Consider the following 23,722-nt stretch of genomic DNA (forward strand, 5'->3'; position numbering starts at 1 on the left):
GGCCGCCGGGGCCCGGCCGGCACGGATGCCCACGTTGCGGGAGCTCCGGGATGCCGGGCCACCGGCCGGGTCGACGGCCCCCGAACCGGAGCGGTGGGACGAGCAGCTCTACGCGTGGCTCGGGGCGGCGGCGGCCAGCGGGGGTGGCGTGCCGTTCCGGTTGCAGGCATTCGAGCGGGATGCTTCGGGTCGCATCCTGGCGTACCCGGTGCAGGGCGAGACCGGCGACGTGGTGTTCGCATACCTGCAGGGGGAGAGGCTGTATCGGCTGCGCGGGTGGGCAGTCACCTCGACGGGCGGATATCAGGAGAACACCGCTTCGGAACTCCCGCCCGGACTGTCGGTCGTCAACGTCGGAGCGTCCGAATGGGGCAGCCAGATCCTGTACACGGTGCAGATCCTGTTGACGCAGGCGATGGGTGCGAGCCGCTCACCGGAGCCCGGCGAGATGCTGGTGAAGTTGGCGTCCTACGCGGACCAGATCTGGCCCAGGCAGGTCTTCCGGCTGCTGCGCTGGGCGGTCAAACAGTTCGCGGGTGAGACGCCGTTCCGGTTGCAGGCGTTCGAGGACGCCGAGCGAGGTGTGTACCGGGCGTACCCGATCGAGGGTGACTCCGGGCCGCTCATGTTCGTCTACCGGTCGGCGTTCGGCGAGATCCTCCCGCTGCGCATGCGGGAATGGGCGAGGTCCGGCAACGGTGGCTACGAACCGGTCCCCGGCGTTCGGGCTGTCCGTCTGCCGGACGGCCTGAACGCCGGTGCCAGCACCGGCGCTGACGCTTCCGGGCTGGCTGACGCGGTGGCCCGACTGATGACCGTGCACGGACACCCGGCGACCGGCGAGGGGCTGTGGCGGCACCTCATCGACGGGGATGCCGTACCCGCAGGCACGGGGCCGGCCCCACACGCCGACGCCGCCCTGCTCGGGGTGATGGGGCAGGAGTTCGGCTTCCGGACGCAGGTCTTCGTGACCGACGGCGAGACCGTCACCACCGAACCGGTCCAGGGCGAACTCGGTCCGCTCTTCCACCTGGTGCGTGACTCCCACGACGGCACGTACGCCCCGCTCTGGTCCGGGCCGTCGACCCATCTGCTGCCGGCACCGACGGCGCCGCCGCACGACGACCTCTGGCCGGTGACCGACGACGGTGAGTACCAGCGGGAGGGGACTGCTCCCCGACTGCCGCAGGCGCTGTCGCCGGGCATGGGCGGGTCGTCGTCGCGGGCCGTGCTGCAGGCGATGCGGGAGTTGGTGGTGGCCACCGGTGTCCAGCGGGTGCCGACCTCGGCACGCCTGTTGCAGTTCGCCGGAGCGGTACCCGCCGGACTGGACTGGGACCAGGAGATCTTCGAGTGGCTCCAGCTCACCGTCCGTGGCCTCGGCGGCAGCGAGGCGTTCCGGTTGCAGGCCTTCGACGAGATTCAGCCGGGCCGGATCAGGTCGTACCCGGCGTGGGGCGAGTCCGGCCCGATGCTGTACCTGCTTCGCACCCACGGCGATCGGTACCACGCGCTGTGGGGCGACCGTCCGGAGCAACTCGTCGTCTCGCTCGACGCCCTCGTACGCCAGGGGCGTCCGGTGGCGGCGGCCGAGGTACGGGACCGACTGACCCGCCTGGGCCGCGCAGACCGTGGCCGGTTCACTCGTCGCTGGTCGCAGCTCAGCGACCGGATCGAGCGGGCACGGCGCAGCCTGAGCGCACGCCAGGAACTGGCCTTCGGCGGTGAGAACGAATGGGCCCGTACCGTCGGGCAGGCACTGGCACTGCTCCGGGCGGACCTGAGTCGGTTCGATGGCGAGCTGGAACGGGCGGTGGCCGACGCGGAGCTGACCTCCTGGTTCGGGTTCGGGGCAGACCTGTCCGACTGGCACCGGCAGGTGTGGGAGCTGTTGAGCAGGTTGGCCGGTGTCGACGGCGGCTTCGGGGGCTGGCTGTCGGAGACCGCGCGGGCGATCGGCCTCTACCACCAGCCGAGCACCGCGCAGTGGGGACAGGAGATGTCCCGGCTACGTCCGTGGGGTCGGCGGCCGGACGTTCCGATCTGGGCCCGGCGGCGCCTGTTCCACATCGTCGGTCTCACCGAGGAGCTGTACCCGGGACGGCTCGCCGAGGGCAGCCCGACGCAGCGTGCCGCCCTGTTGCAGCGGGTGCGGCGGCTGGTGGACGCGCTCCGCCGGGACCCGCTGTGGCGGCGGACGCCGGGTGTGCAGGATCGGGTGCGTCCGGAGTTCCTGATCGCCCTGCTGCGCGGCTGGCAGAGGTCCTCCGCCGAACGGCCGATCACGAACGACGACCTCCGTGCGCTCGTGGACGTGGTCGACGAACTCAAGCAGCCGGGGCGGTCGGTTCGGCTGCACCAGGTCCTCAACGCCTGGCAGCAACGGCACCGGGCGGCCACGGCGCAGCACGTGCCCCCCACCGCCGACGAGGCACTCGCCCTGCCCGTCCACCGGATCGCCGACCGGTGGGAGTTGCCGCACCACATGGTCGAGGGTCAGCTCCTCGGTCCGGCCGACGCGACCCTGCTTCCGGCCGAGGCCGCTCAGGTGTTGGAGCTGATCCGGACGGCGGTCGGGGGCGGCGTACCCGACCACGACCCCGGCATGGTGCGGCTGCGCTACGACCTCGAACACCGGTACCGCGACTTCCTCGTCAACGGCAACCGCTACTTCATGCGTCGCGATGGCATCCCGATCGAGCTGCACGTCGGTGCGAAGCTGGTCAACACCCTGGTCGAGGATACGACGACGGGGCCAAGCTCCCGGCGGCTGGACAGCGCCACCATGTCCGCCCGCAAACAGAAGTACCTCAAGAAGTTCCTTCGTCCGCGTACCGTCCACCTTCCGTTCTCGGCGCTGTTCGGTGCCCTGACGGCTGGTTTCGTCGCCGTGCACGTCGCGATCACCCGTAACGAGCCGGCGAGCACCATGAGCAGGTCGAAGGGGATTCTGCACACCCGGATGCTGCGCAGCGGCACCACCGCCACCGCCTTCCGCGCGGACAGCAGATGGACGGTTACCAGCAGCGCCCCCGGTGCGGAACCCGGCCAGGCGGTACGCGGTGAACCGCACAGCCGACTGATGCCGCAGTCGGTCCTGCTCGACGTGCCGGTCTACCTGACGCGTCCGACGGCGTACGCGAAGGGCAAGGCACGAGCGGTCGAACCGTCGGTGTCCGTGTCCGACTCGAGGAGGTCCGCCTCCGACATCGCCGAATCGGTGATCTCCGAGTCGAGCCACCAGCAGCCGTCCCCACGGTTGCGTCAGGGGTCGTGGGGTACGGAGGCAGCAGGCGAGCAGTCGCCGACAGCTCTTTCCCGCCGCAGCTCGACCGACCTGTCCTCGTCGTCGATCGTTCGGCCGTTCAGCGGCTTGAGCCGGAGCGACCGGCCGGGATGGCGCCTCTTCCAGCGGGTGACGTTCCAGACGAGCAAACGTGAGCCGCAGGCCGTCGACCTGAAACAGCTCCGGCGTACCCCCTCCGGGCGGCTGCTCCCGCCATCGAGCGACAAGCAGCCCGTCGGGAAACCGGTGACCGTCGGTGATGTCCCGCCGACGCTCGACTTCCAGGGCGAACTCCCACGGGCGTTCGTCGTCGACGACGTCGGCGACACGACGGCGTTGACCGAGGCGATGACCTCGACGGTGGCGCAGCCCCTTGTGGTGGGCGGCTCCGCCCGTGCCTCGTTGTTCGAGTTCTCCCAGCGGAGCGACGTCGGCAACAGGATCCACGAGATGGTGGACACCTACCAGTACACCCCGGTCCTGGCCGACGACGAGACCCGCAACGCCATCGGGGCCGAGCGGGTACGAGCGCACTTCGGCCGCGCCCGACTGCTCTCGGTCACCGAGAAGGCAGACGACGTGGCGATGCGTCACATCTTCGCCAGAGTGATCGAGGTGGCTGCCGAGACCGGGGTCATCGACGGACTGAGCGGCACGGTGGGTGCCGGCCCCGGATCGCGTTACCGGGGGCCCGGCCTGACCGTGTCCGGCGGTCTGCGCTGGTTGTTCGCCAAGTCGTTCCGACAGACCCGCGGCGGTGCCACCGGCAGCGGTGCCGTTGGCCAGAAGTTCGCCGAGACCGTCGGCCCGACGGCCCTGTACGCGGTCGAGGTCACGTTCGACGTCGAACCGATGGGTGACGAGCCGGCCGGTCAAGCGGACGTGATCCTCCTCATCCGCATGCAGGTCGAAGAGGCCCAGCGGCTGGCTGACCCGGGCCGGGTGGTCAGCCCGCAGCGAGTGACCGACCTGACGTACCGCTACCAGGGCGAGTCGACCGCACCGCAGGGCGTGGGACGCCTGCCCAGCAACGGCGACGTGGTCCAACCGCCGAAGTACCTGATGAGGGAGCACCCGACCACGATCGGCAGCTCGGTGGTGGCCGACCTGACCGGTATGCGCGAACTGCACGACCGGCTGCTCGGCGAACTCGAGTCGAGCAAGCCGGATCTGTTCCCCGGCTGGCGGACGGTGAAGCCGTCCGGCCGATCCCTGCGGGACATCGATGTGATCGTGCAGAACTACGTCACCCTGGCCGCCGGCCTGGCGCGGACCTCGTCGATCGGCGGTGGCCTGTCACCGCTGATCGGCAACGGCACGCGGATGAGCTTCCGGCAGTTCGGCGTGGTGCACTCCGACTACTACGAGCTCGTGGTCAAGGGGACGCTGAGCAACCGGCGGCACGCCGGAAGCACGAGCCTGATCAAGCCGGTGGACGTCGCGTTCCTGACCGATCTCGTGAATTTCACCCACTCCCGTGAGCAGGCGTACTCGACCGGCCCCGAGATCGCGGTGGCGGTGAAGTCGTTGCTCACCGATATCGGTGGTCGGTTCGGTGTGGTCGGAAAGGTGAGTTGGCCGCGGGTCCGATCCGGCGGGTTCGGCGCGCCGGTGTTGGCGTACCGGTGGTCGAACCGGGCGACCGGAGTGGAGGTGTTCGACTTCGACCTCGACTTCGACGCGCTCTGGTTGCATCACCAGCGCCCCGCGCGGTGGCGGCGATCGGCGCTCGTGGCGTGGGCCAACGGTGGCTGGCGGATACAGGCCAGTCCGCCGGAGCGGCTGTTGGCCGAGGATGAGCCGGCGCGGGGGACGGTGAGTCTGTGGACGCCGTCGGACATGTCCTGGCGCGTCGAGTCCGGCGTCACGCCGGCCACCGTCCCGACCGCGACACACACCGAACCGCTCGAGATCGCCGCCGCCGACGCCCGACTGGCCGTGGGCGGGGCGCGGCCGGAACTGCTGACCCGCGCCTTCCACGTCGACGCGATGGACGTGCCACCGGGGCTGTTGAGCGAACTCGCCCAACGGGCGTTGGGTGACGTCAGCCATGGTTCGCCGATCATGACCATCTCGGGAACTCCGGTGAACGTGGCGCTGACGGAGTCGTTCGAGGAGTCGGCACAGAAGGGACACTCCAGCACACTCACCGCGCCTGGCGGGTTGCAACTGGGCGGTCTGTTCGGAGACGGCAGCTACGCCGACTGGCACGCCGGAGTGGCGGCGCGGATCACGCCGGTGAACTGGCGACTGGAGCACTACATCGAGTCGCTGGTCGTCGAGGACTACTACCGGGGCACCAGCGGCGCGCACGTGTCCCGAGGCGGTGGCATCAAGTGGACGGGTGGCGTGGTGGTCGGGCCCGGCTGGACCCCCGACCACCCCGGTGGGCGGTTCGCCGGCCGTCTCTTCGGCAACTACTACTACGACCGGGAGCGGATCCGGGCCGAGCGTCGGGAGGTCACCGGCGCGCAGGAGCGCAACCGGTCGCACACCGGCCGATACCTGGTGCTGAAGGCGGACCTGGAGTACATCGCCCTCGCCACCGCCAGATGGGGCAACCTGCTCACCGAACTACCCCTCGTCGAGGACCTGCTGACGATGCTCCCCGACGGACGAGGTCCGCTGCTGCGGTCGTCGGCCTGGCAGGCGACGGTCCCCGACGGGCTGTACGTGTACGTCGCCGAGTCAGACCTTCAGGACCTGGCTCTGTTGATCGGCCCCGCGGATCCGACGACGGCGGGATTCCTGGCGGGACTGCTGCCGCCGCCGCTGGGACGGGAGCGGGCCTGGCGGGCGCCCGAGCCGATGCGGCTCGGGCAGGGCCTGACGGTCAACGTCCTGGAAGACAAGATCGACCTCGATGAGCTGAAGGCGTTGCTCCACGACCGTCTCACCGGGCAGATCCGGGGAGTGCTGCCCGCCGATCTCGCCGACGACGTGCTCGGTGGTCTGCGGCACCTGCTGGCCGGGCTCCGCGCCGACGGCGTCAACGCCTTCCTCGACGACCTGCTCGAAGACGGGATCCCGCTGGTGCTGCGCCGGCGGGCGTACCTCGGACGGCGAGTCGTGCAGGTCTCGGTGCGGGTGCGGCAGGAGGGCGAACCCGTCTTCCGGGACCTGCGACACGACGTCAGCATCGAACACCATCACATCGCGCACATCCGGCAGGAGGAGAACGACACGACCTCCCGGCGACACCTGGGGACGCTGCAACTACTGGCCGGCGACGGCACGTCGCACGGTCCGGTCTTCGCCCTGATGCCGGGTGCGGCAGCGGGCACCGCTCGGGGCCGTTCCACACACCGCCACGAGGCGCGCCTGCTGCGCGTGCACACCACGGTGACCTCCACGGGACCGACGGTGCGATTCGCGATGAACCTCGTCCCGGAGGTCGTCATCGAGCACGCCGACGGGACCACCGAGGTCGTCTCCGGTCACCCGGTCCAGCCGCTGGTCCGAGTTCCGGAGACGATGAGCCGTCCGGCGGTCCGGGATGCCATCGAACGGGTGGACCCGTCACCGGGGATCGTGACGATCCGGTTGCTGGCATCGTGGGAGGTGGAGCCGGCTCGACTGGTCCGGTGGAAGAACGACCCGTTCGCGGTTCGCCTGCCCACCTTCTTCGGACCCGGCCAGGCATGGGGATCGAAGGTGCTGCGGCTCGCGGCGCAGCGTCTGCTCACCATGATGGTCAGTGGCCGGACCGGCCTGCCGGGCAGCGACCTGGCGGGCATGGACCGAATCGGTTCGTCCTATCAGGTGGCTGGATCCGATGCGAGCGCCACCCTGGGATCCCTCTTCACCCGAACCGTCCTGAGCAGCACCTTCTTCCAGATCAACGACGCGAGCGACCGTGACTCCGCCGGTCGCCTGCCGGATGTGGACGGAGAACAGGCCGGGCTCGCCCTGCCGACGGTCTCGGTGCTCTCGACCCTGAGCGCGGTGGAGGGCACCTGGCTGGACGTGGACGCGCGCCTCCTCGCCAACCTGCGTAACGTCCGCCTGCATTCGGTGTCCGGGGCACAGGGCGAGGCCGTCCGGATCGAGCGTCGCAAGGTGCTGCTGACCCCGGCGGGCACCGATCACCAGAGCGCGGACAGCGGGATCCAGGACGTCCTCTTCCAGACCTCGTTCGACCACCGGAACCAGCGCGACGGTGAGATCAACGAGACCGACCTGTTCGCCCTCACCGGTGTGACCGAGACGTCCAACACCGAGGACGACGCTGCCGGCGGGGAGGGTGAACCGGGCAGCTACCGCAGCGTCCGCGACATCGGGCGTACGTACGAGTACCGGGCCGACGTCGTGTACCGGATCGTCGCGACGCTCGACGGTCGGTCCGAGGGCATCGAGGTCGTCATTCCTGACGGCTTCTGGTTCCGGCTGCGGGAACGGGAGGCGTTCCCCACCGGCCTGATGACGGTGCCACTGGCCCAGGCACTGTCGCCGTATGTCGACGTGGTCGACCACGCCGCCGCCGCGTATCGCAAGGCCGCTCAGGAGTCGGAGGACGCCTGGCACCGCGTCGTCGTGGCCGGGCAGGAACTCGCGCAACGGATCGAGGCCGAGCAGCAGGCATGGCGACATCTCGCCCAGTCGTTCGCGACAACCGGTCAGAGCGGTGACTCCCCGCTGCCCGACGGTGTCGAGCAGTGGCTCCAGGAACGGACCGACGACCGCGACCGCGGGTATCTGCCGGCGGTCCGAGCGGTCCAAGGGGCCCGCGAGAGTTATCTCGACGCCCACCGGCAAGCCCTCCGGGCCAACCAGGATCTGCGCGAGGAGCAGGCACACAGTCAACGCGGCAACATCTTCTACCCGAGCGCTGCAGCCGACCTGTCGGCCGGACAGGAGGCGGTGGAGCGGGCGGACGACCGGGAGACGTTCCAGCGGGAGCAACTCCAGAAGGCCCTGGCACAGATGGCCGGGCCGGCCACCATACCGGCGCTCGCCGCGGATCTGACGCACGATCATCCGGAGCTGACGCGGCTCGGTGCTGTCTGGCGCGAGACGGCGGGCCGAGCGCGTGCGGCAGCGGGTGAGGCGAGAAAGCACCTGGCCGACTTCCCCCAGTCGCGGACGAAGACCGAGGAGGCCGCCACCTCGCTGCGGAATCTGCGTCAGTCGCTCAAGCAGCAGGTCGCCCGCCTGGTTCCGGGCAACGTGTGGGCTGCCGAGTCGGGCAGCCGGTCGGTGGACGACGGTGGCCTGCCTGCCTCGCAGACCGTCGGTGATCTGGACGGACCGGCCGCAGGGGAGTTCGCGAACGCGGGGATCGGGTTCCCCGGTGGACAGTACTGGCCGCCCGAGGTGGACGGCCCGGACATCGCCGGGGTGCCGCCACTGCCGGTCATCCCAGGTGCCTTCGTGGTCGCGACGCACGGCGACGCCCGTGGCGTACGGATCCGGGGCCGGCACGTCTCGGTGGCCCATTTCGCCGAGGTCATCCGTCAGACGCCGGGGTGGCGGGGGCAGCCGCTGGCGCTGGCGGTCTGCAACTGCGCCACGAACAGCTGGTCGAGCCGATTCGCCGACAGGCTGCGGCGGATCCTGCAGGTGGACGTGTACGCCAGCGACGGTTGGGCGGAGACCGGGCATGGGCGGTTGCGGGCCCTGCACGTGGGCTTCGAACCGGACCACGAGCGAGGGCTCGACCAGCCGGCCCCGAACGGTTCCGCAAGGATCTCGCTGCGGCCAGCGGCGTTCTGGCACTACCCGGCCGACGGTGGTGACCCGGTCGAGGTCGGGGCGGACCTGACCGCCGTACCGGCCACCGGAGCTCTTCCGGCACCGCCGCAGCCGTTCGACCCGGACCCGACGAGCGGGTTCCCCCTGTCCGACCCTGAGGTGCAGCGGGCCTCACACGCCCTGGCCCGGACCCATTTCGAGGCGCTGACCCGCGCCTGGCAGAGCACGGCCGTCGCGGGGGCGGCCGTCGCACCTGCCGAGCCGGCGTCGACGTCCGACACTGATGCGGTCGTGTCCTCCGCCGAGGCGGCGTTGCAGGAACTGGCCGACCACCTGGCCGTCGCCGAGCAGATGCCGTCACCCTCGGTCGAACTTCTGCCACCGACCGGCCCGACCGCCGGCTTCGACCCGGCTGCCTGGACGGTGCGGGTGGTGGTGGACGAGCCGGACCGCATGCTGGTTGACCTACGGCGCGCGGTGCTGGCGGCGGCGCAGCACTTCCTGGTGTCCCGCCTGATGGCGGGAACCGGTGACTGGCAGGCCGGTCGGGAGGCCGCCGACCGGGTCGCACTGCACGCCCGCCGGTTCCCGCTGTTCGTCGGGGACGCCCAGTCGGGACTGGCCGCGGCACTCTGGCACGATCTGCACCACCCCGAGCAGGGTGACGTGGTCCACCGCCCGGTGCGGGAGCGGCTGCACCAGGCGGCCCGCGATGCCGACGGTCGGCTGGCCGACGCGGGGAGCGTCCCCGGGTTCAGCCCGCGAGTACGCCGACGGCTGGCGGAGGCACGGGACGAGGCGTGGCGGCGGCTCGCGCACGCCGTGGAGTCGTACCGCAGCTCGTTGGCGCAGACCCAGGCGGACGCGCTCGAACTGGCCGCGTCGCAGCTCGGCTCGGCCCGGGACTGGCACACCGACCTGCTCGGTGCCGACATCGACGCACCGACCGGCCAGTGGCTGCTGCCCCGGCCCGGCGGCCTGTACGTCGGCCCCGACATGCAGCGGCTGGGTGAGCTACCGAACCGCCCGGCACATCCGTCGCGGCTGCGCCTGGTGGTGGACGCCCGGGACGCCGGGTCGCTCCGCCGGGCACGGCGGCAGGTGCGGGCGGCGGTGCAGGCGCTGCCCGGTCACCTCGCGGACCGGGTGATGGTGGAACTGCTACCGCCCGCACCGCTGGACACCGCCACCGCGATCAAGCTGGCGGACCGGCTCGGCGGCTCCGGCCGGTCCCTGCTGCTCGGCCGGGACGCGGTGACCGGTGTACCGGCCCGGTCGGAGCGGGTCCGGCCACTTCGCGCCGGAGGTTGGGACAGCCTCGTGGCGACTGCCACCGAGTTCGAGTTCCGCCCGAGGGACGCCGCACCGCCGTCGACGCTGCGCCTCAGCCCGTCCCTGCACCTGCCGCGTCGGTCGGACGGGACCTACCGGCTCGCCGGTGAGCGCGACCACTGGCTGATCCTGGACAAGGAACTGTCGCTGGACGGCACCGTGCCCGGCCCGGCCCCGTGGGCTGCGCGGGCGCAGGCACGCCGCGTGGCGCGGGCACTGGCCGGGGGCGACGACCTCCACCCGGCGCCGCTCCGGACGCCGGACGACGTGTCCGCACCGCCGCCGATGCCCACGTCGTCCGCCGGTTCGGACCTGCTCGGCCCGGTCGACCCGGCACGCTACGTCTGGTCCGGCGGTGCCGGCGATCTCGGGTTCGCGCTGCCGGACCTGGTGTACGCGCTCGGTGACCTGGCCAGTGTCGCGTCGGATGCGCCGCCGGACACGGCCCGCGAGGCATGGGGGTGGCTGGCCGAATCCGTCGGCGTCGACTCCGGCGACCCGCTGGCGCTGCTCGACGTCGGGTTCGTGGCCGCGCTCGCGTACGGCATCGGCGGCCTGACCGCGGCCCGGGTGACCGCTGTCCGGCAGCTCGTCGCCCTCGACCGCACGCTCTCCGCCGGTCCGGCGGACGCCTGGTATCGCAGCCCGGCCCAGCTCAACGCCCTGTTGCACGAGCTGTGGGGGCTCTCCGACCCGGACCCGGACACACCGCTGGCCCGGGACTGGTTGATGGTCGCCGTCGAGCTGGCGCCCGGCGCCGCCGACCTCGCCGAGTTGGCTCACCGCAGGCGGCAGCTCTACGCGACGGTCGACGCCTGGATCGACTCGGCCCGTCCGCTGTTCGGCGGCCGGGTGTGGTCGGTCGGCGATGCCGGTCCCGAGGACCCGTGGCCGGATGCGGTGGTGATCGCCTACCCGGCCCACGACGACGGCCGGCCGCGACCCCTGGATCCGTCGATCGGTGTGCCCGGTGGGGCGGGCTGGCTGACGGTCCTGCTCGACCGGGCCCGCGCCGCCGATCCCGACCTGTTCGGCGGCCCGGTGGTGGTCCGACCGGTCGGCATCGACGCCCGGTGGCTTCCGGAACTGCGTCGGCAGGCCGCCGCACTCGACCACCGGCTGTCGCAGAGCTTCCAGGTGCAGCCTCCCCGCGCCCATGCCGAGCCGATCCTGCGGTTGCGCGGCGGGCGGGGAGCCCGGGAGCTGGAGCTGCCGGTCCTCCTCAAACGCACCGACCCGGGCCGAGGGCGAGGCCGCCGGGACATCGCCCGCTCGTCGCAGGGGCTCCGGCTGGACGCCGACGGTGACGCCGGCGGCATCCTGGAGGTGGTGGAGCCGCCGCTGCTCGTGCTCGACGACGAGGTGGTCGGGGCCGACCCGGCGGCCGTACACGCCGCCACGGCCGAGGCGGTCCGACGCGCCGCCCGGTCAGGCACGCTCGGCTCCCTCTTCCCCGACTACACGGTGGCACCCGAGATGCGGGACATGCCGCTCACCCCGCTTACCGGGCAGCCGTACGTGCAACACAACTACGGCTTCCCGGTCGAGGACATGCACGAGTTCCTCGGGGACCTGGTCGACTACCACGACCAGACCAGGAACCAGGCGTTCGGGAAGGCCGCCGCGCTGACCACGCAGGGCCTCGTCTTCGGTGAGTACGTCGCCACCGCGTTCAACGGCGGCGTGAAGCCGGACCTGAGCCGGCCGTCGCCCGCCACCACCCTGGCCGGTTACCTGGCGCAGGAGTACACCCGGGTGGGCGCGGTCGCGTCGGCCTACCACACCAGGGAACACCGGCCGAAGAACCTGCTGCTCTGGGCCACCCGGGAGACCTGGCGGGCCGCGCTCGCCGCGCTTCCGGCCGAGCTGCGGCGCTACCTGCACACCCACGCCGAGTGGGTGCAGGAGCAGTTCCTCACGCGATACCGGACCCACCACGCCGAACAGCTCTCGCAGGCCGGACGCGGCGCGGACCTGCTGGACGTCGAGGTGCCGGGTAAGTCGTTCACCCTGCGCCAGGTGCTCGACAACGTGGTCCGCACCAACCCCGACCGAGCGATCACGCCGGCCGAGGCGCTGAACATCCGGACCTACACCGACGAGATCGACACCAACGAGGGTCACCTGCGCCATGTCGGGCTGCGCATCGGCGAGGGACGCAATTTCGGGCTGGCGCACTCGATGTTCTCCTCGGTCCTCGAACGTGACGGCCAATGGCTGTGGCGGCGGGTTCGCCGGGGATACCAGAAGGTCGCCTTCGCGCGTACGGCGTCGGCCGCCCCGCCCACCGTCGAGCTGGCCGACCTGGTGGCGGACCTGCGACGCCAGGTGGCGTCCGGTGAACCGGCCCCGGGCGGCCCGGCCGGGCCCGGACCGGTCTGGCAGGGCGCACTCCGGCTGCTGACCGGGCTGCTGGAGCACCCGGACCGGCTCGACCTCTCGGCGGCCGGCGACGTGTTGGACCGGGTGCCGCCACAGCGGCGCATCGACCTGGCGACGGCAGTGCTGGAGAGCGTGCACCTGCGGCTCGACCCCGCGTTGCGCCGCCGGATCCAGATCGTCGACCTGCGCGCGGTCGACCTGCCCGAGCGGTCGTGGCCCAAGATCCACCAGTGGTTCCCGAAGGCGGAACTGCGTGTCGTCGACGAGCCGGTCCAGTTCCCACCGGGCTGGGCGCAGCTCAGCGACCGGTTCGCGGGGGCCAACAGCGCGCCGGTCCGGGTGCCGGTGCGCGAGGTGACCCGGCGCCTGGACGAGCTGGCCGGGGACCGACACCGGCTGACCGGGTTCGCGCGCGGTCTGGGGCTGACCGACGACCCGGCCACCGGCGCCGACGCCCGGGAGGCGCTGCACGATCTGGCGTACCTGACCGCGGCGGTCTCCGGGCCCACGTTCGACCGGGCCGACCTGGAGCGCCTCGCCGGGCTGCTGACGGCGCTGCGCCCGGAGCACCGCGTGGTGACCTGGGGTGACCTCGAAGCGGCGGTCGGCGGGCTCTCCGCCGACCAGCCGTGGACCGTGACGTTGTCCGTGCCGGACGTTCGCTGGCTGCTGAAGGTGCTGGCCGACGGCGACCGGCGGGCGGCGGACGCACTTCTGCGTGCGGCGGCGGCGCTGGCTCGCTGGGTGTACGGCCCCGAGCCGCGCGAGGGCAGCCTGGCCCGGTTGGGTCGAACCATCGAGGTCTTCACCGGGCGGACCTTCGTCGGGGAGACCGACCTGCGGCAGGCCGTCAGCGCCGTCACCGGCGGCGACCCGGCACAGCTTCGCGGAACCAATGTCGCCCTGACGGCCACGCTCATCACCGATCTGGACAAGCGCGAACCGGTGACGGTCGACCTGCTGCGCGAGGTGCGGGCACTTGCCGCGCGGCTCTTCGACGACGAGGCCAAAGCGGCGGAGCTCGTCGGTACGGCACGGCTGGTTTCCGTGCTGCCGGACCGGCCGAGACTCGACGATCCGGCCGCGTTGATCCCACCGTTCCGACGACTGATCTTCGAGCATCTGCGGATCTCCGAGGTGGAGCCGCGACACCTGCGCTGGCTGGCCCGGACCCTCTATCACTTCCGTGACGAGGCGGTGGAGATGCTCCACATGCTGGCTCGGGACACCAGCGTCCTGTTCGGCCCGACGGCCACCGCCGACGACATGGTCGGGCTGGGACGCCTGATCGGCCTCCTGTCCGGCCCTCGCCGATGGAACCTCAGGCTGGACGACGTCTTCGATCTGGTGAGTCGCCTGGAGGCGCCGGCCGGCCGCAGGCCGCTCCAACTGGCCTACGTCGACGTTCAGGCGCTGACCCAGGTGATCCGGCAGGCTGCCGACGACGGCGCCGTGGCCGCCGTACGCGACACCCTCCGAGCCGTCTGGTCCGTCTTCGGCCCGTCGGACGATACGCAGCCGACGGCGGGGGACCTGGCGGGCCTGGTGCACCTGGTCCGGGCACTGGAGATCGGCCGACCGTCGGTGGACCGGGATGAACTTGTCACCGCCGTACGTCGGGAGATCTTCGCCGACGACCCACTCTGGACGGGCAGCGTCGCCGAGGTCAGGGCGGTGGCGCGGGCCATCCTCGCGCACGGCGGGACCGGCGCGGACGCGCGGCGGCTCCGGCGTCAGGTGTGGGCGTTCGAGCCGCCCGGCAACCCGGCCACCCAGGAACTGGTGCAGAACTGGCGGCGGACACTGCGTGACTGGCTGACGGGTCTCGCTCCGTTGGACGCCGCACCGGGCTGGTTGGCGGAACAGACCGGTCTGCGACACGGGACCAGCCTGCGTAAACGGTTCGGCCGGCTGCTCAACGACGGCCTGCCGGCGGACGGCGACGAGCAGGAGTCGTTGCTCACCCTGGGCGTGTGGGCGCGGGCGCTGTTCGGCACGCGGACCACCGTCACGCAGGTCGCCTCGGTGCGCCGACTCTCGGCCGCGCTGGCGGCGGAGGACAGGCGCCCGGTCCAGTGGGGCAACCGCTTCGACCTGGCGGTGTGGGCGCTGCGCGGTGGCGACTCCGCAACGGTCACCGACAGCGAGCTGAGGCGGCTGCTGGCGGCCGTGGAGCACGCCAAGAACACCCGAGGCGACCTGCCGGTCCGGGTGGCGGACCTGCCGGCGGCCTGGGCGGCGGTGGGCAGCGCGCCGGAGACGGCCGGGGATTCCACTGCGACATCGCGCGGCAGCCGCAAGGACCGGGTCGGTGGCCAGGTGTCCGGCGACGTGTGGGCGGTCGACGACGCGTCGCGCGCCTCGGACGACGGCGACCTGCCGGCCCCGTCCACGCCCGCACTGTACGGCGGCGTCGGCGGAGAGTTCGCTGACGCGGGAGTCGGCTTCCCCGGTGGGCGGTACTGGTCACCCGAGGCGAGCGGCCCGGGAACCGCCGTGCCGCAGTCGCTGTCGGCCATCCCCGGCGCCTTCGTGGCCGCCCTGCACGGCGACGCCCGAGGCGTACGCATCAACGGCCGGCACGTCTCGGTGGCCCGGTTCGCCGAGATCATCCGGATGACGCCGGGGCGGCGGGGACAGCCGCTGGCGCTGGCGATCTGCGACTGCGCGACGGACTCCTGGTCCACCCGCCTCGCCGACACGCTCCGCCGCATCCTGGGCGTGGACGTGTACGCCAGCGACGGCTGGGTCCAGAGTGAGCCGGGGCGGCTGCGGGCGCTGCACGTCGGGTTCGACCCGACCGGCGAGTACGCGCTGCGGCATGATCTGGCGGCGTTCTGGCGGTACCCGGCCGACGGCGGCGATCCGGCGCGGATCGGACCCGAGCTGACCGGAGTGCCGGCCGTCGGGCAGCCGTCGGCACCGCCCCCGTCGGTCGCCCCGCACCCGGCCAGCGGGTTCGCCATGGCCGCTCCCGAGGTGCAGCGGGCCTCCCACGACCTGGCCCGGACCCACTTCGACACGCTGCTGCGAGCCTGGCAGAGCACGGCCGTCACGGGGGCGGGCGATGCCGCTGTCACCGCCGCCGAGGACGCGCTGCGGGAACTGGTCGTTCACCTGGCCACCGTCGAGCAGATGCCGTCGCCCTCGGTCGACCTGCTGCCGCCGGACACCGACGGCATCCTCGGCGTGGCCTTCGACCGTTCCGCCTGGACCGTGCGGGTGGTGCTGGACGAGCCGGACCGGATGCTCGTCGGACTGCGGCGGGAGGTGCTGGTCGCCGCGCAGCACTTCCTCGTGTACCGCCTGGTCGCAGGCACCGGAGACGACCGCTCCTGGCAGCAGGTCACGCAGGGGGTGACCGACGAGACCGCGCTGGACGCGGCCCGCACGAACCCGCTGCCCGTCGACGACGACCGGCACGGCCTGGCCACGGCGCTGCGGCAGGACCTGTACGACCCCGAGCACGGCGACTCGGTCCGTCGACCGGCCCGGGAGCGGTTGCACCAGGACGCCCGTGACGCCGACCGGCGACTGGCCGACGCGACGGAGACGCCCGGCTTCAGCCCCCGGACGCTGGCCTGGCTCGGTGTCGCCCGCGAGCAGACCTGGGAGCGTGCGACGACCGCCTCCGCCCTGCACCTCGCGTCGCTGGCCCAGACGCAGGTGGACGAGCTGGAGCTGACCTCGTCGGCCTTCGGCTCGGTCCGGGACTGGCGGGTGGATCTGGCCGACGTGGACCTCACCGCACCGCCCGGACGACACCTGCTGGCCCGCCCCGACGGCCTCTACGTCGGCCCCGACCGCCAGGCCCTCGGTGACCTGCCGGAACGCCCGGCGCACCCGAGCCGCCTGCGGGTGGTGGTGGACGCCCGGGCGGCTGCCGCCGCATCGGCGGTGCAGGCGGCGCTGGACGTGCTGCCCGATCGCCTCAGGGCACACGCGATGGTGGAGGTGCTGCCGGCGGCACCGCTGACGACCGATCAGGCCGTGGAACTGGCCGACCAACTCGGCGGGAATCGGACGCTGCTGCTGGGGCGCGATGCGCTGGCCGAGGTGCCGGTGCGATCGGGGTGGATCCGTCCGCTGCGTGCCGGCGGGTGGGACAGCCTCGGTGCGACGGCCACCGAGTTCGAGTTCCGGCCGTTCCGCGCGGCGGCGTACTCGGTGCTGCGGCCCGGTCCGGGCCTGACGCTGCCGTCCACCCGGGGTGACGGCTACGCGCTCGTCGACCACGACGACTGGTGGCTGAGCCTCGACGACGAGCTGACCCTGCGCGCGGGACCGACGCACGAGCCCGCACCCTGGGCTGCGGTGGTGCTGGCTCGCCGGGTCAGCCGGGCCCTGACCGGGGGCGACAGCGTCCACCCGCACCCGCTGCGGGTTCCGGACGTGGTGGCCGGTCGACCGGCCTTCCCCGACCGGCTCGCACCGACAGCGGGCACCTCCGACCTGATCGATGCCCTGTTCGGGCAGGTCGACCCGGGCCGTTACCAGTGGCCCGGCGACGACGGTGGCATCGCCTTCGGCCTGCCGGACCTGGTACGCGCCATCGGTGACCAGGCGGCCACCACGTCGACTGATCCACCTGCGGTCCGCCTGTCCTGGTCACACCTGGCCGAGGCGGTCGGTGTCGACCCGCGCCGCCCCTCGGCCCTGCTCGACGCCGGTTTCGTCGCCGCGCTCGCGTACGGCATCGGTGGGTTGAGCTGGCCCCGGCTGACCGCAGCCGGACGCCTCCTCGCCCTGGACGGACCGACCGGCGGCGTGGATCCGGCCCGTCTCACCGCCCTCGTACACCGGCTGTGGGGCCTGCCCGCACCGGCGCCGGACGAGCCGCTGGCGTTCGACTGGCTGGTGACGGCGCTGGAACTGGTCTCCGGTGCGGTCGACGCCGACGAGGTGGCGCAGCGGGTACGGCAGACGTACGCGACAATCGACGACTGGATCGGCTCGGCGCGGTCCTGGTCCGAGAGTCGAGTGTGGACGCTCGGCGGTGTCCGTGCCGAGGAGCCATCGCCGGACGGTGTGGTGGTCGGCTACCCGGCGCGGGAGGACGGCGCACCCCGGCAGCAGGACCCGGCGGTGGGGGTACCCGGTGGCGCGGCCTGGCTGACGGTGCTGCTCGACCGGCTGCGGGCCGCCGACCCGGACGCGTTCGACGGGCCGGTGGTGTTCCGGCCGGTCGGCCTTGGTGCCCGGTGGTTCCCGAAGCTGTGGTCCCAGGCCGGCGAGTTGGATCATCGGCTCGGGCTGCGCTTCCAGGTGCAGCCGCCGCGATCGCTGACGGCGGCTGATGACGAGGTGGAATTCGGGCCGGCGACCGGTACGGGATCGGCGTCCGCGCTCGTCCGGCACCGTGCCCTGGTCGAGCTGACGCGGCTGGCGTCGGGCACGAACGCGCTGGCCGACACGGCCCGACGGGAGACGGTCCGGCTGGGGCGCCGGACGGCGGCACAGCTCGAGACCTCCGCCGTCATCTTCGTCGCCGAGCAGAGGCCGATCGGCACGACCTTCCGGCCGGTGCCGGTGGAGGTCGACGGTAGCGTCCTGCACGGCCTCGAACCGGAGACCGGCCTGCCGGACCGGGACTACCGGTGGTCGGGCAACGGCCGCTGGAGCGTCGTCAATCGTCTGCGCGGTGGGCGAGGTGGAATGGAGTGGGAGCTCCCGACGAGGCTGAGAATCCCGGGCTACACCTCTCCTCGGTATTCCCGGGAGATCGCCACGTCCGCGGCCGGGCTGCGACTCGACACCGACGGACCACATGGCGAGCATCTGGAGGTCGTCGAGCCGGCCGGACTCGTCCTCGACGACGAGGAGGTGGGCGCAGACCCGCAGGTCGTGGATGCGGCGGTGACCGAGGCGATCCGACGTACCTGGCAACCGTCCACGCTCGGCGAGGCATTCCCCGACTACTGGGTGGATCCCGTCTTCCGACGCACAGCCCTCGTCCCGACCTATCAGGACGCCATCGAGGCCCAGCACACGTACGGTGTGCCGGTTGAAGACATGTACGCCTTCCTGGCAGACCTGATCGACTACCACCGTGCGAACGCCCGACTGCGCTTTCCCTTGGCGATCGCTCTGGCCGAGGAGGGGATCTCCTTCGGCCGGCTGGTGGCAACGGAGTTCAACGGGGGGCAACTCCCTGCTCTCGGCACGCCGTCCCTGGTGACGACATTGGCCGGCTACCTGGCTCAGGAGTACATGAGAGCGAGTGCGCTCGCCACGACGATCTTCCAGCCGCACAAGCGGATGAAGGACATGCTGCTGTGGGCAACCCGGGAGACGTGGCACAGCGCGTTCATGGCGCTGCCGTACGAGCTGCGACTGTTCCTGGAATCGAATGCGGCGTCGATCGAGCAGATGTTCGCCGATCACTTCACCGCGCACCACGGCCTTCTGCTGCAGCTGAATCGGGTGCCCGGTCGAGTGGGGGAACTGCTGGACTGGCACCTTCTCAGGATCAAGGTGACGCTGCGGCAGGTGCTGGACAACATCCTTCGGCCGGATCCGGAGCGCCTGATCGGGCTCGACGAGACGCTCGGCATTCGCACTGAGTTCTCCGAGGTCGACACCGGCGAAGGACATCTCGTGCATGTCGCGCTGCGCGTTGGGGAAGCACGCTCCATCAGCCCACAGAAGGTCTGGTTCCGCTCGCAGTTGGCCGAGGACACCGAGTGGATCCGGCGACGGGCGCGGCGCGGGTACCGGAAGGTCGTCCTCGAACGCACCACCCTGAACCTGATCAACAGAGTCGATCTCGACGCGGTGGAGGCCGACGTCAGCCTGCAGATGGGACGGCTCGACCTGCTCGCCCCGAGGGCGACTGACCTGCACAGACTGTGGACCGGTGTGCGGCGCATGGTGGGTGGTCTGCAGGATCACCCCGGCAGGCTCGATGTGTCTGCGATCGCCGACGTGCTGGAGGAGATTCCGCACGGTTACCGGCCGGTCCTGGCCTTGGGCGTGCTGGAGAGCGTGAACCTGCGACTCGACCCGGGACTACGCCGTCGGATTCATCTGGTCGACGTCAGCGGCGTCGGCCTCGACGAACCGGCCTTGCTCAAGGTCCAGCGGTGGTTCCCGAAGGCGTGGCTGCGGATCGCCGACGACCAGGTGCGGTCACCGTTGGGCTTTGCGCAGATCAGTGACCGCTTCTTCGGTGTCAACAGCGCCCCGGTGCGGGTGCCCGTACGTCGAGTCGCCGACCGGTTGAAGGAACTGGCCAGAGGTGAGTACCGCCTCCCGGCGTTGGCCGCCGAGACGAGGTTGAACAACGAACCGGGCGGTGACGCGGAGCAGGTGCTGCACGACGTCGCGTACACCACCGCGGCCTTGTTCGGCCCGGAGTTCACCAAGGACGACCTCGAAACGACGGGTGTGCTGCTCCAGGTGTTGGGGCACGACCGGCGGCCAGCCTCCTGGCCACTCATCGAGGACCAGGTCGGCCGGTTGCTCGGCCCCGAGGCACCGTCGATCCCTCTGTCCGAAGCAGATCTGATGGTGCTGCACTCACTGGTCAGGCGAGCTGACACCCGGACACGGAACAGGGCGGCGCTGCGCTACTTCGTGATGTGGGCCGACAGGGTCTTCCGACACGCCCTGAAAGCGGGCGACCTCGCCCGGCTGGACCAAGCGGTGCCGACCCTGCGCTCTCAGGGCCTGAGTGGTGAGCTGGATGCCGATCAGGGTCGGGCCCGTATCGTTGTCGATGCCGTCGCCGCGTTCGGTCGAGGGGTCGACCGGTGGGCGGCCCGGGCCCGATTCGAGCGGGTGCGCTCGCTGGCGCAGCGCATCTTCGGCACGCACTTTCGAGAGTCAGACGTGGTTGGGATGTCCCGGTTGCTGACGGTTCTGCCAGCAGATCTGTCATTAACACGCATGTCTGATGTGCAGCGAGCTGTCGAGTTTCTGCTGAGGGGTGACCTCCCGTCGCTCGGCAGGATCGAGCAGGTACACCTCCGTTCGATGATCCGCCTCCTCGTCGTTTTCCCAGGCGAGATCCTGGAAAGGATCAGGTACCTGGCCCGGGACACGGTGGAGGTGTTCGGCATCGGCGCTTCAGCGGCCGCCCTGCACTCCGTGACTCGTCTCAGTCAGGTTCTCGTCACGATCACCGGAGACCGCTGGCTGGCCGGACCCAGGCTGGCGGCCGAAGTCGCAAGGTTGGGCCCGACTGCCGGTACGGCCCTGCCGGTGGCTCGAGTCGACATGCGCGCACTGGTTAACGTAGTGCTGAGCGCCGACCGGCGCGGCGTCGATCCGGCTGCCGAGGTCGTCGATCTCGTCGCCCTGGCCCGGTCAGCGTTCGGCGGGTTGGCGCGGGCCGGCGATGTCGCTCGGCTCGCCGACCTTCGACAGGCATCTTCACCGTCCGTGCGGGAGGCGGGGCGAGTCCGGGTTCTGACGAGACCCGCCGCTGATCCTGCGCTCGTGGTGGGCGGATCGGGTCCGCCTGCCGGGATGGGCGTGGCCGCAGCTCGCACCAACATGCTGCTCCGCTCCGTCGGCGGGGGAAGCTCGAAGGTGATGCGAACGCTTTCCGATCTGGTCTACGGCACGACCCTCTCCGACGCCGAACGTGCGGCGGTAGCCCTGGTGGACCGGGTCCGTGCCATTCTCGACGGCGTGCCTGGCGAGCACGCCATGCCGGTCGAACTCGTCGTCGCTCTCGAAGCGCACAAGCTGGACGCGGGCCGGTACATCCGCACGCTGGCGTTGAGCAGGCCGGAGCACCACGAACAGCTAGCCGCGCTCGCTCGATCGCTCTTCGTCTGCCCGCCGGGGACGTCCCGGCGGCCATAACGGGGACTGTCGCGCGTCCCGTCCGGGATGCCACGGTCACGGGGAGACGATGAGGAGCCGTGGCGTGGTCACCCACCTTCCCTTGATCACCCGTCCGATGGCGGAGCTCTGCGCCGACGGACGTACGGTGTTCCTGCCCGGCGGGGCGATGGCGGTCGTAACCGACGAGATCCCCACGGCGGACGACCCGTTCCTCCAGTGGGCCGCTGCCGCTGCCCGGGTCTCCGGCCCACTGGCCACTCCGTTGTTCCCGCAGGAGGACTCGGAGCTGCTGCGTCGCATGCTGGCCCGGCAGTCGGCCGAAGACCTCGACCTGACTCCGGTGCACTGGCCGGAGTCGGCCGGGCCGGTGACCCTGCCGGCTCTGGCGGAGTGGGCCGACGACCTGCGACTTCCCGCGCAGGTGCTGCGTGCCCAGCTCGACGGCGACGGCACGACGGACGAGCCGGTGCCGTACGGGCCGCATCGCGTCGTCGACCTGGACGCCGAGGGCCGGATCACCGCCCCCGGCACCGGCGTCACGGTGCGGCTGGCGCCGATGGCACACCGCGAGCCGTCGCCCTGGGCGGACGTACCCGCCGGGGCGTTGGAGATGCTGTCCGGGAAGCCGTACCTCTCCGGGCGGATCGTCTTCTCCGCCGACGGTGTCGAGGTCGGCCTGCCGGCGGCGCTGACCAACCACCGGCACCGCGCGGCACTGCGTACCCACGGCCTGCGCTTCACCTCCGGCGACGACGCCCTCGCGGCGACCGGAGCCGAGCGGGTGGACGAGCCGACCGGGTACGTCGACCTGGCGTACCGGATGGACCAGGCCGGTGCCGGCGCACACGCCGTGGTCGTCGTGGACGGCCCGGACGGCGAGTCGATCCATCTGGCGGTGAACGACGGGGCCCGCAACCTCTCGCTGCTCGGCCCGGACGGGTCGGTGCTGCTGCCCGCCACCGAATCCGGCCGGATCCGACTCGCCCTGTACCCCGGGGAGCCGGTGAGCGTCGAGGAGCGACTGATCCAGATCGCTGCGGCTTCGACTGGTAGCTCGGCCGCGGTGTCCACCGGACCTTCCTGGGCGGAGACCACCCGCAACGAGGTCGCGCTCCACAGCTGGCAGGCGGCCGACGGCACGGGCCGGGTCATGGAGATCATCGGCCCGGCGACGGCGGTGTCCACACACGACCTGGGCGTACTGGCGGAGGCGGCCGAGTACCTCGACCAGCCGATCATCGTGCTGGCCACCGAACGGCCCGGTCGGCGTCCCGCCCCGGAGCAGGTGTCGCTGCTGAACCGGCGTCTCTTCGTGCACCTGGGTGAGTCGGTCCTGGCCGGCGGTCATGACCCGGTGCCGGTCGTCTACACCCGCGCGTCCGCGTCGCCGGAACTCACCAGGGTGCTCGACGAGTACGGCGCGCCACTGGTGTACGAGGCACCCGGGCTCTCCGCGCCGGGTGCGGGCGGAATGCCGCTGCTCAACCTGGGCAGCGCGTGGACGGCGCGGCGACCGGGTGGCTCCCCGGGCGGGGGTGGCCAGACGGCACCGCCCGTCGTGGACGCGCTCAGCGTGGACCTGATCGAGGCGGCCACCGGTCTGCGCCGGGCTCCCGCGTTCACACCGCCGACCGTCCCGGTGGTGTCGTTCCTGTCCGCCTCGCTGACCGATCCGCAGGCCATCGTGTCCGGGCTGGACCGCGCCGGCCCGGCCCTGCCCGACCAGCACTCCCAGTTGCGCGATGCGGTGCACCGGGTTCCGTCCCTCGCCGGCTACCACGCGGTGCTCAGCCTGGCCAAGCCCCTGCTCCTCGACGGCCCGGCCCGGCCCGGCGGCGCGGCGGGCACCCGTGGTGCGGTTGGTGCCGGTGGCGCGGCCGGCTCCGCAGCGCAACTCGGCGCGATGGCGCCGATGCTCGCCGACCTGGCCGGGGTGTCGTTCGACGACCGGGCCAGCCACGCGATCCTGGCCGCGATCGGCGATCTGATCGAGGGCAACCGGTCGGCCGACGAGGTGACGACCGCCATCTGGGCGTTCAAGGACGACCTGCCGCGCGGCGGTGCGGTCCGGGCGAACTGGATCCGCAAGATCAATGCGCTGGTGCCGTTGGTGGCCGAGGGCCACCGGGAACCCCTCACACAGATCCAGGAGGCGATCATGACCTGTCCCGACCCGGACAGACAAGCCCGTCCCGGCGACTGAACGGGAGGTCACCCCGGCCCGTCGTGGAGGACATG

Annotated in this window: 2 protein-coding genes (1 of these 2 cut by a window edge); both read left to right on the forward strand. The window is 71.8% G+C overall.

The genetic code is table 11. The annotated features are described in order from the left end of the window. Positions 1-21,502 carry the 3' portion of a hypothetical protein gene (locus HUT12_RS03475; RefSeq protein WP_176092455.1) on the forward strand. Its footprint begins 29,987 nt before the window's first position, so the window shows 21,502 of its 51,489 coding nt (coding positions 29,988-51,489); its start codon lies off the left edge, out of view; it ends in the stop codon at positions 21,500-21,502. 64 nt (positions 21,503-21,566) lie between these two features. Further along, positions 21,567-23,687, forward strand: a complete 2,121-nt coding sequence (locus HUT12_RS03480; protein ID WP_176092456.1) for a hypothetical protein — start codon at positions 21,567-21,569, stop codon at positions 23,685-23,687. The last annotated feature ends 35 nt before the right edge of the window (positions 23,688-23,722 follow it).

Origin of the sequence: Verrucosispora sp. NA02020 (assembly GCF_013364215.1) — a bacterium.
In the GTDB taxonomy this organism is placed as follows: Bacteria; Actinomycetota; Actinomycetes; order Mycobacteriales; family Micromonosporaceae; genus Micromonospora.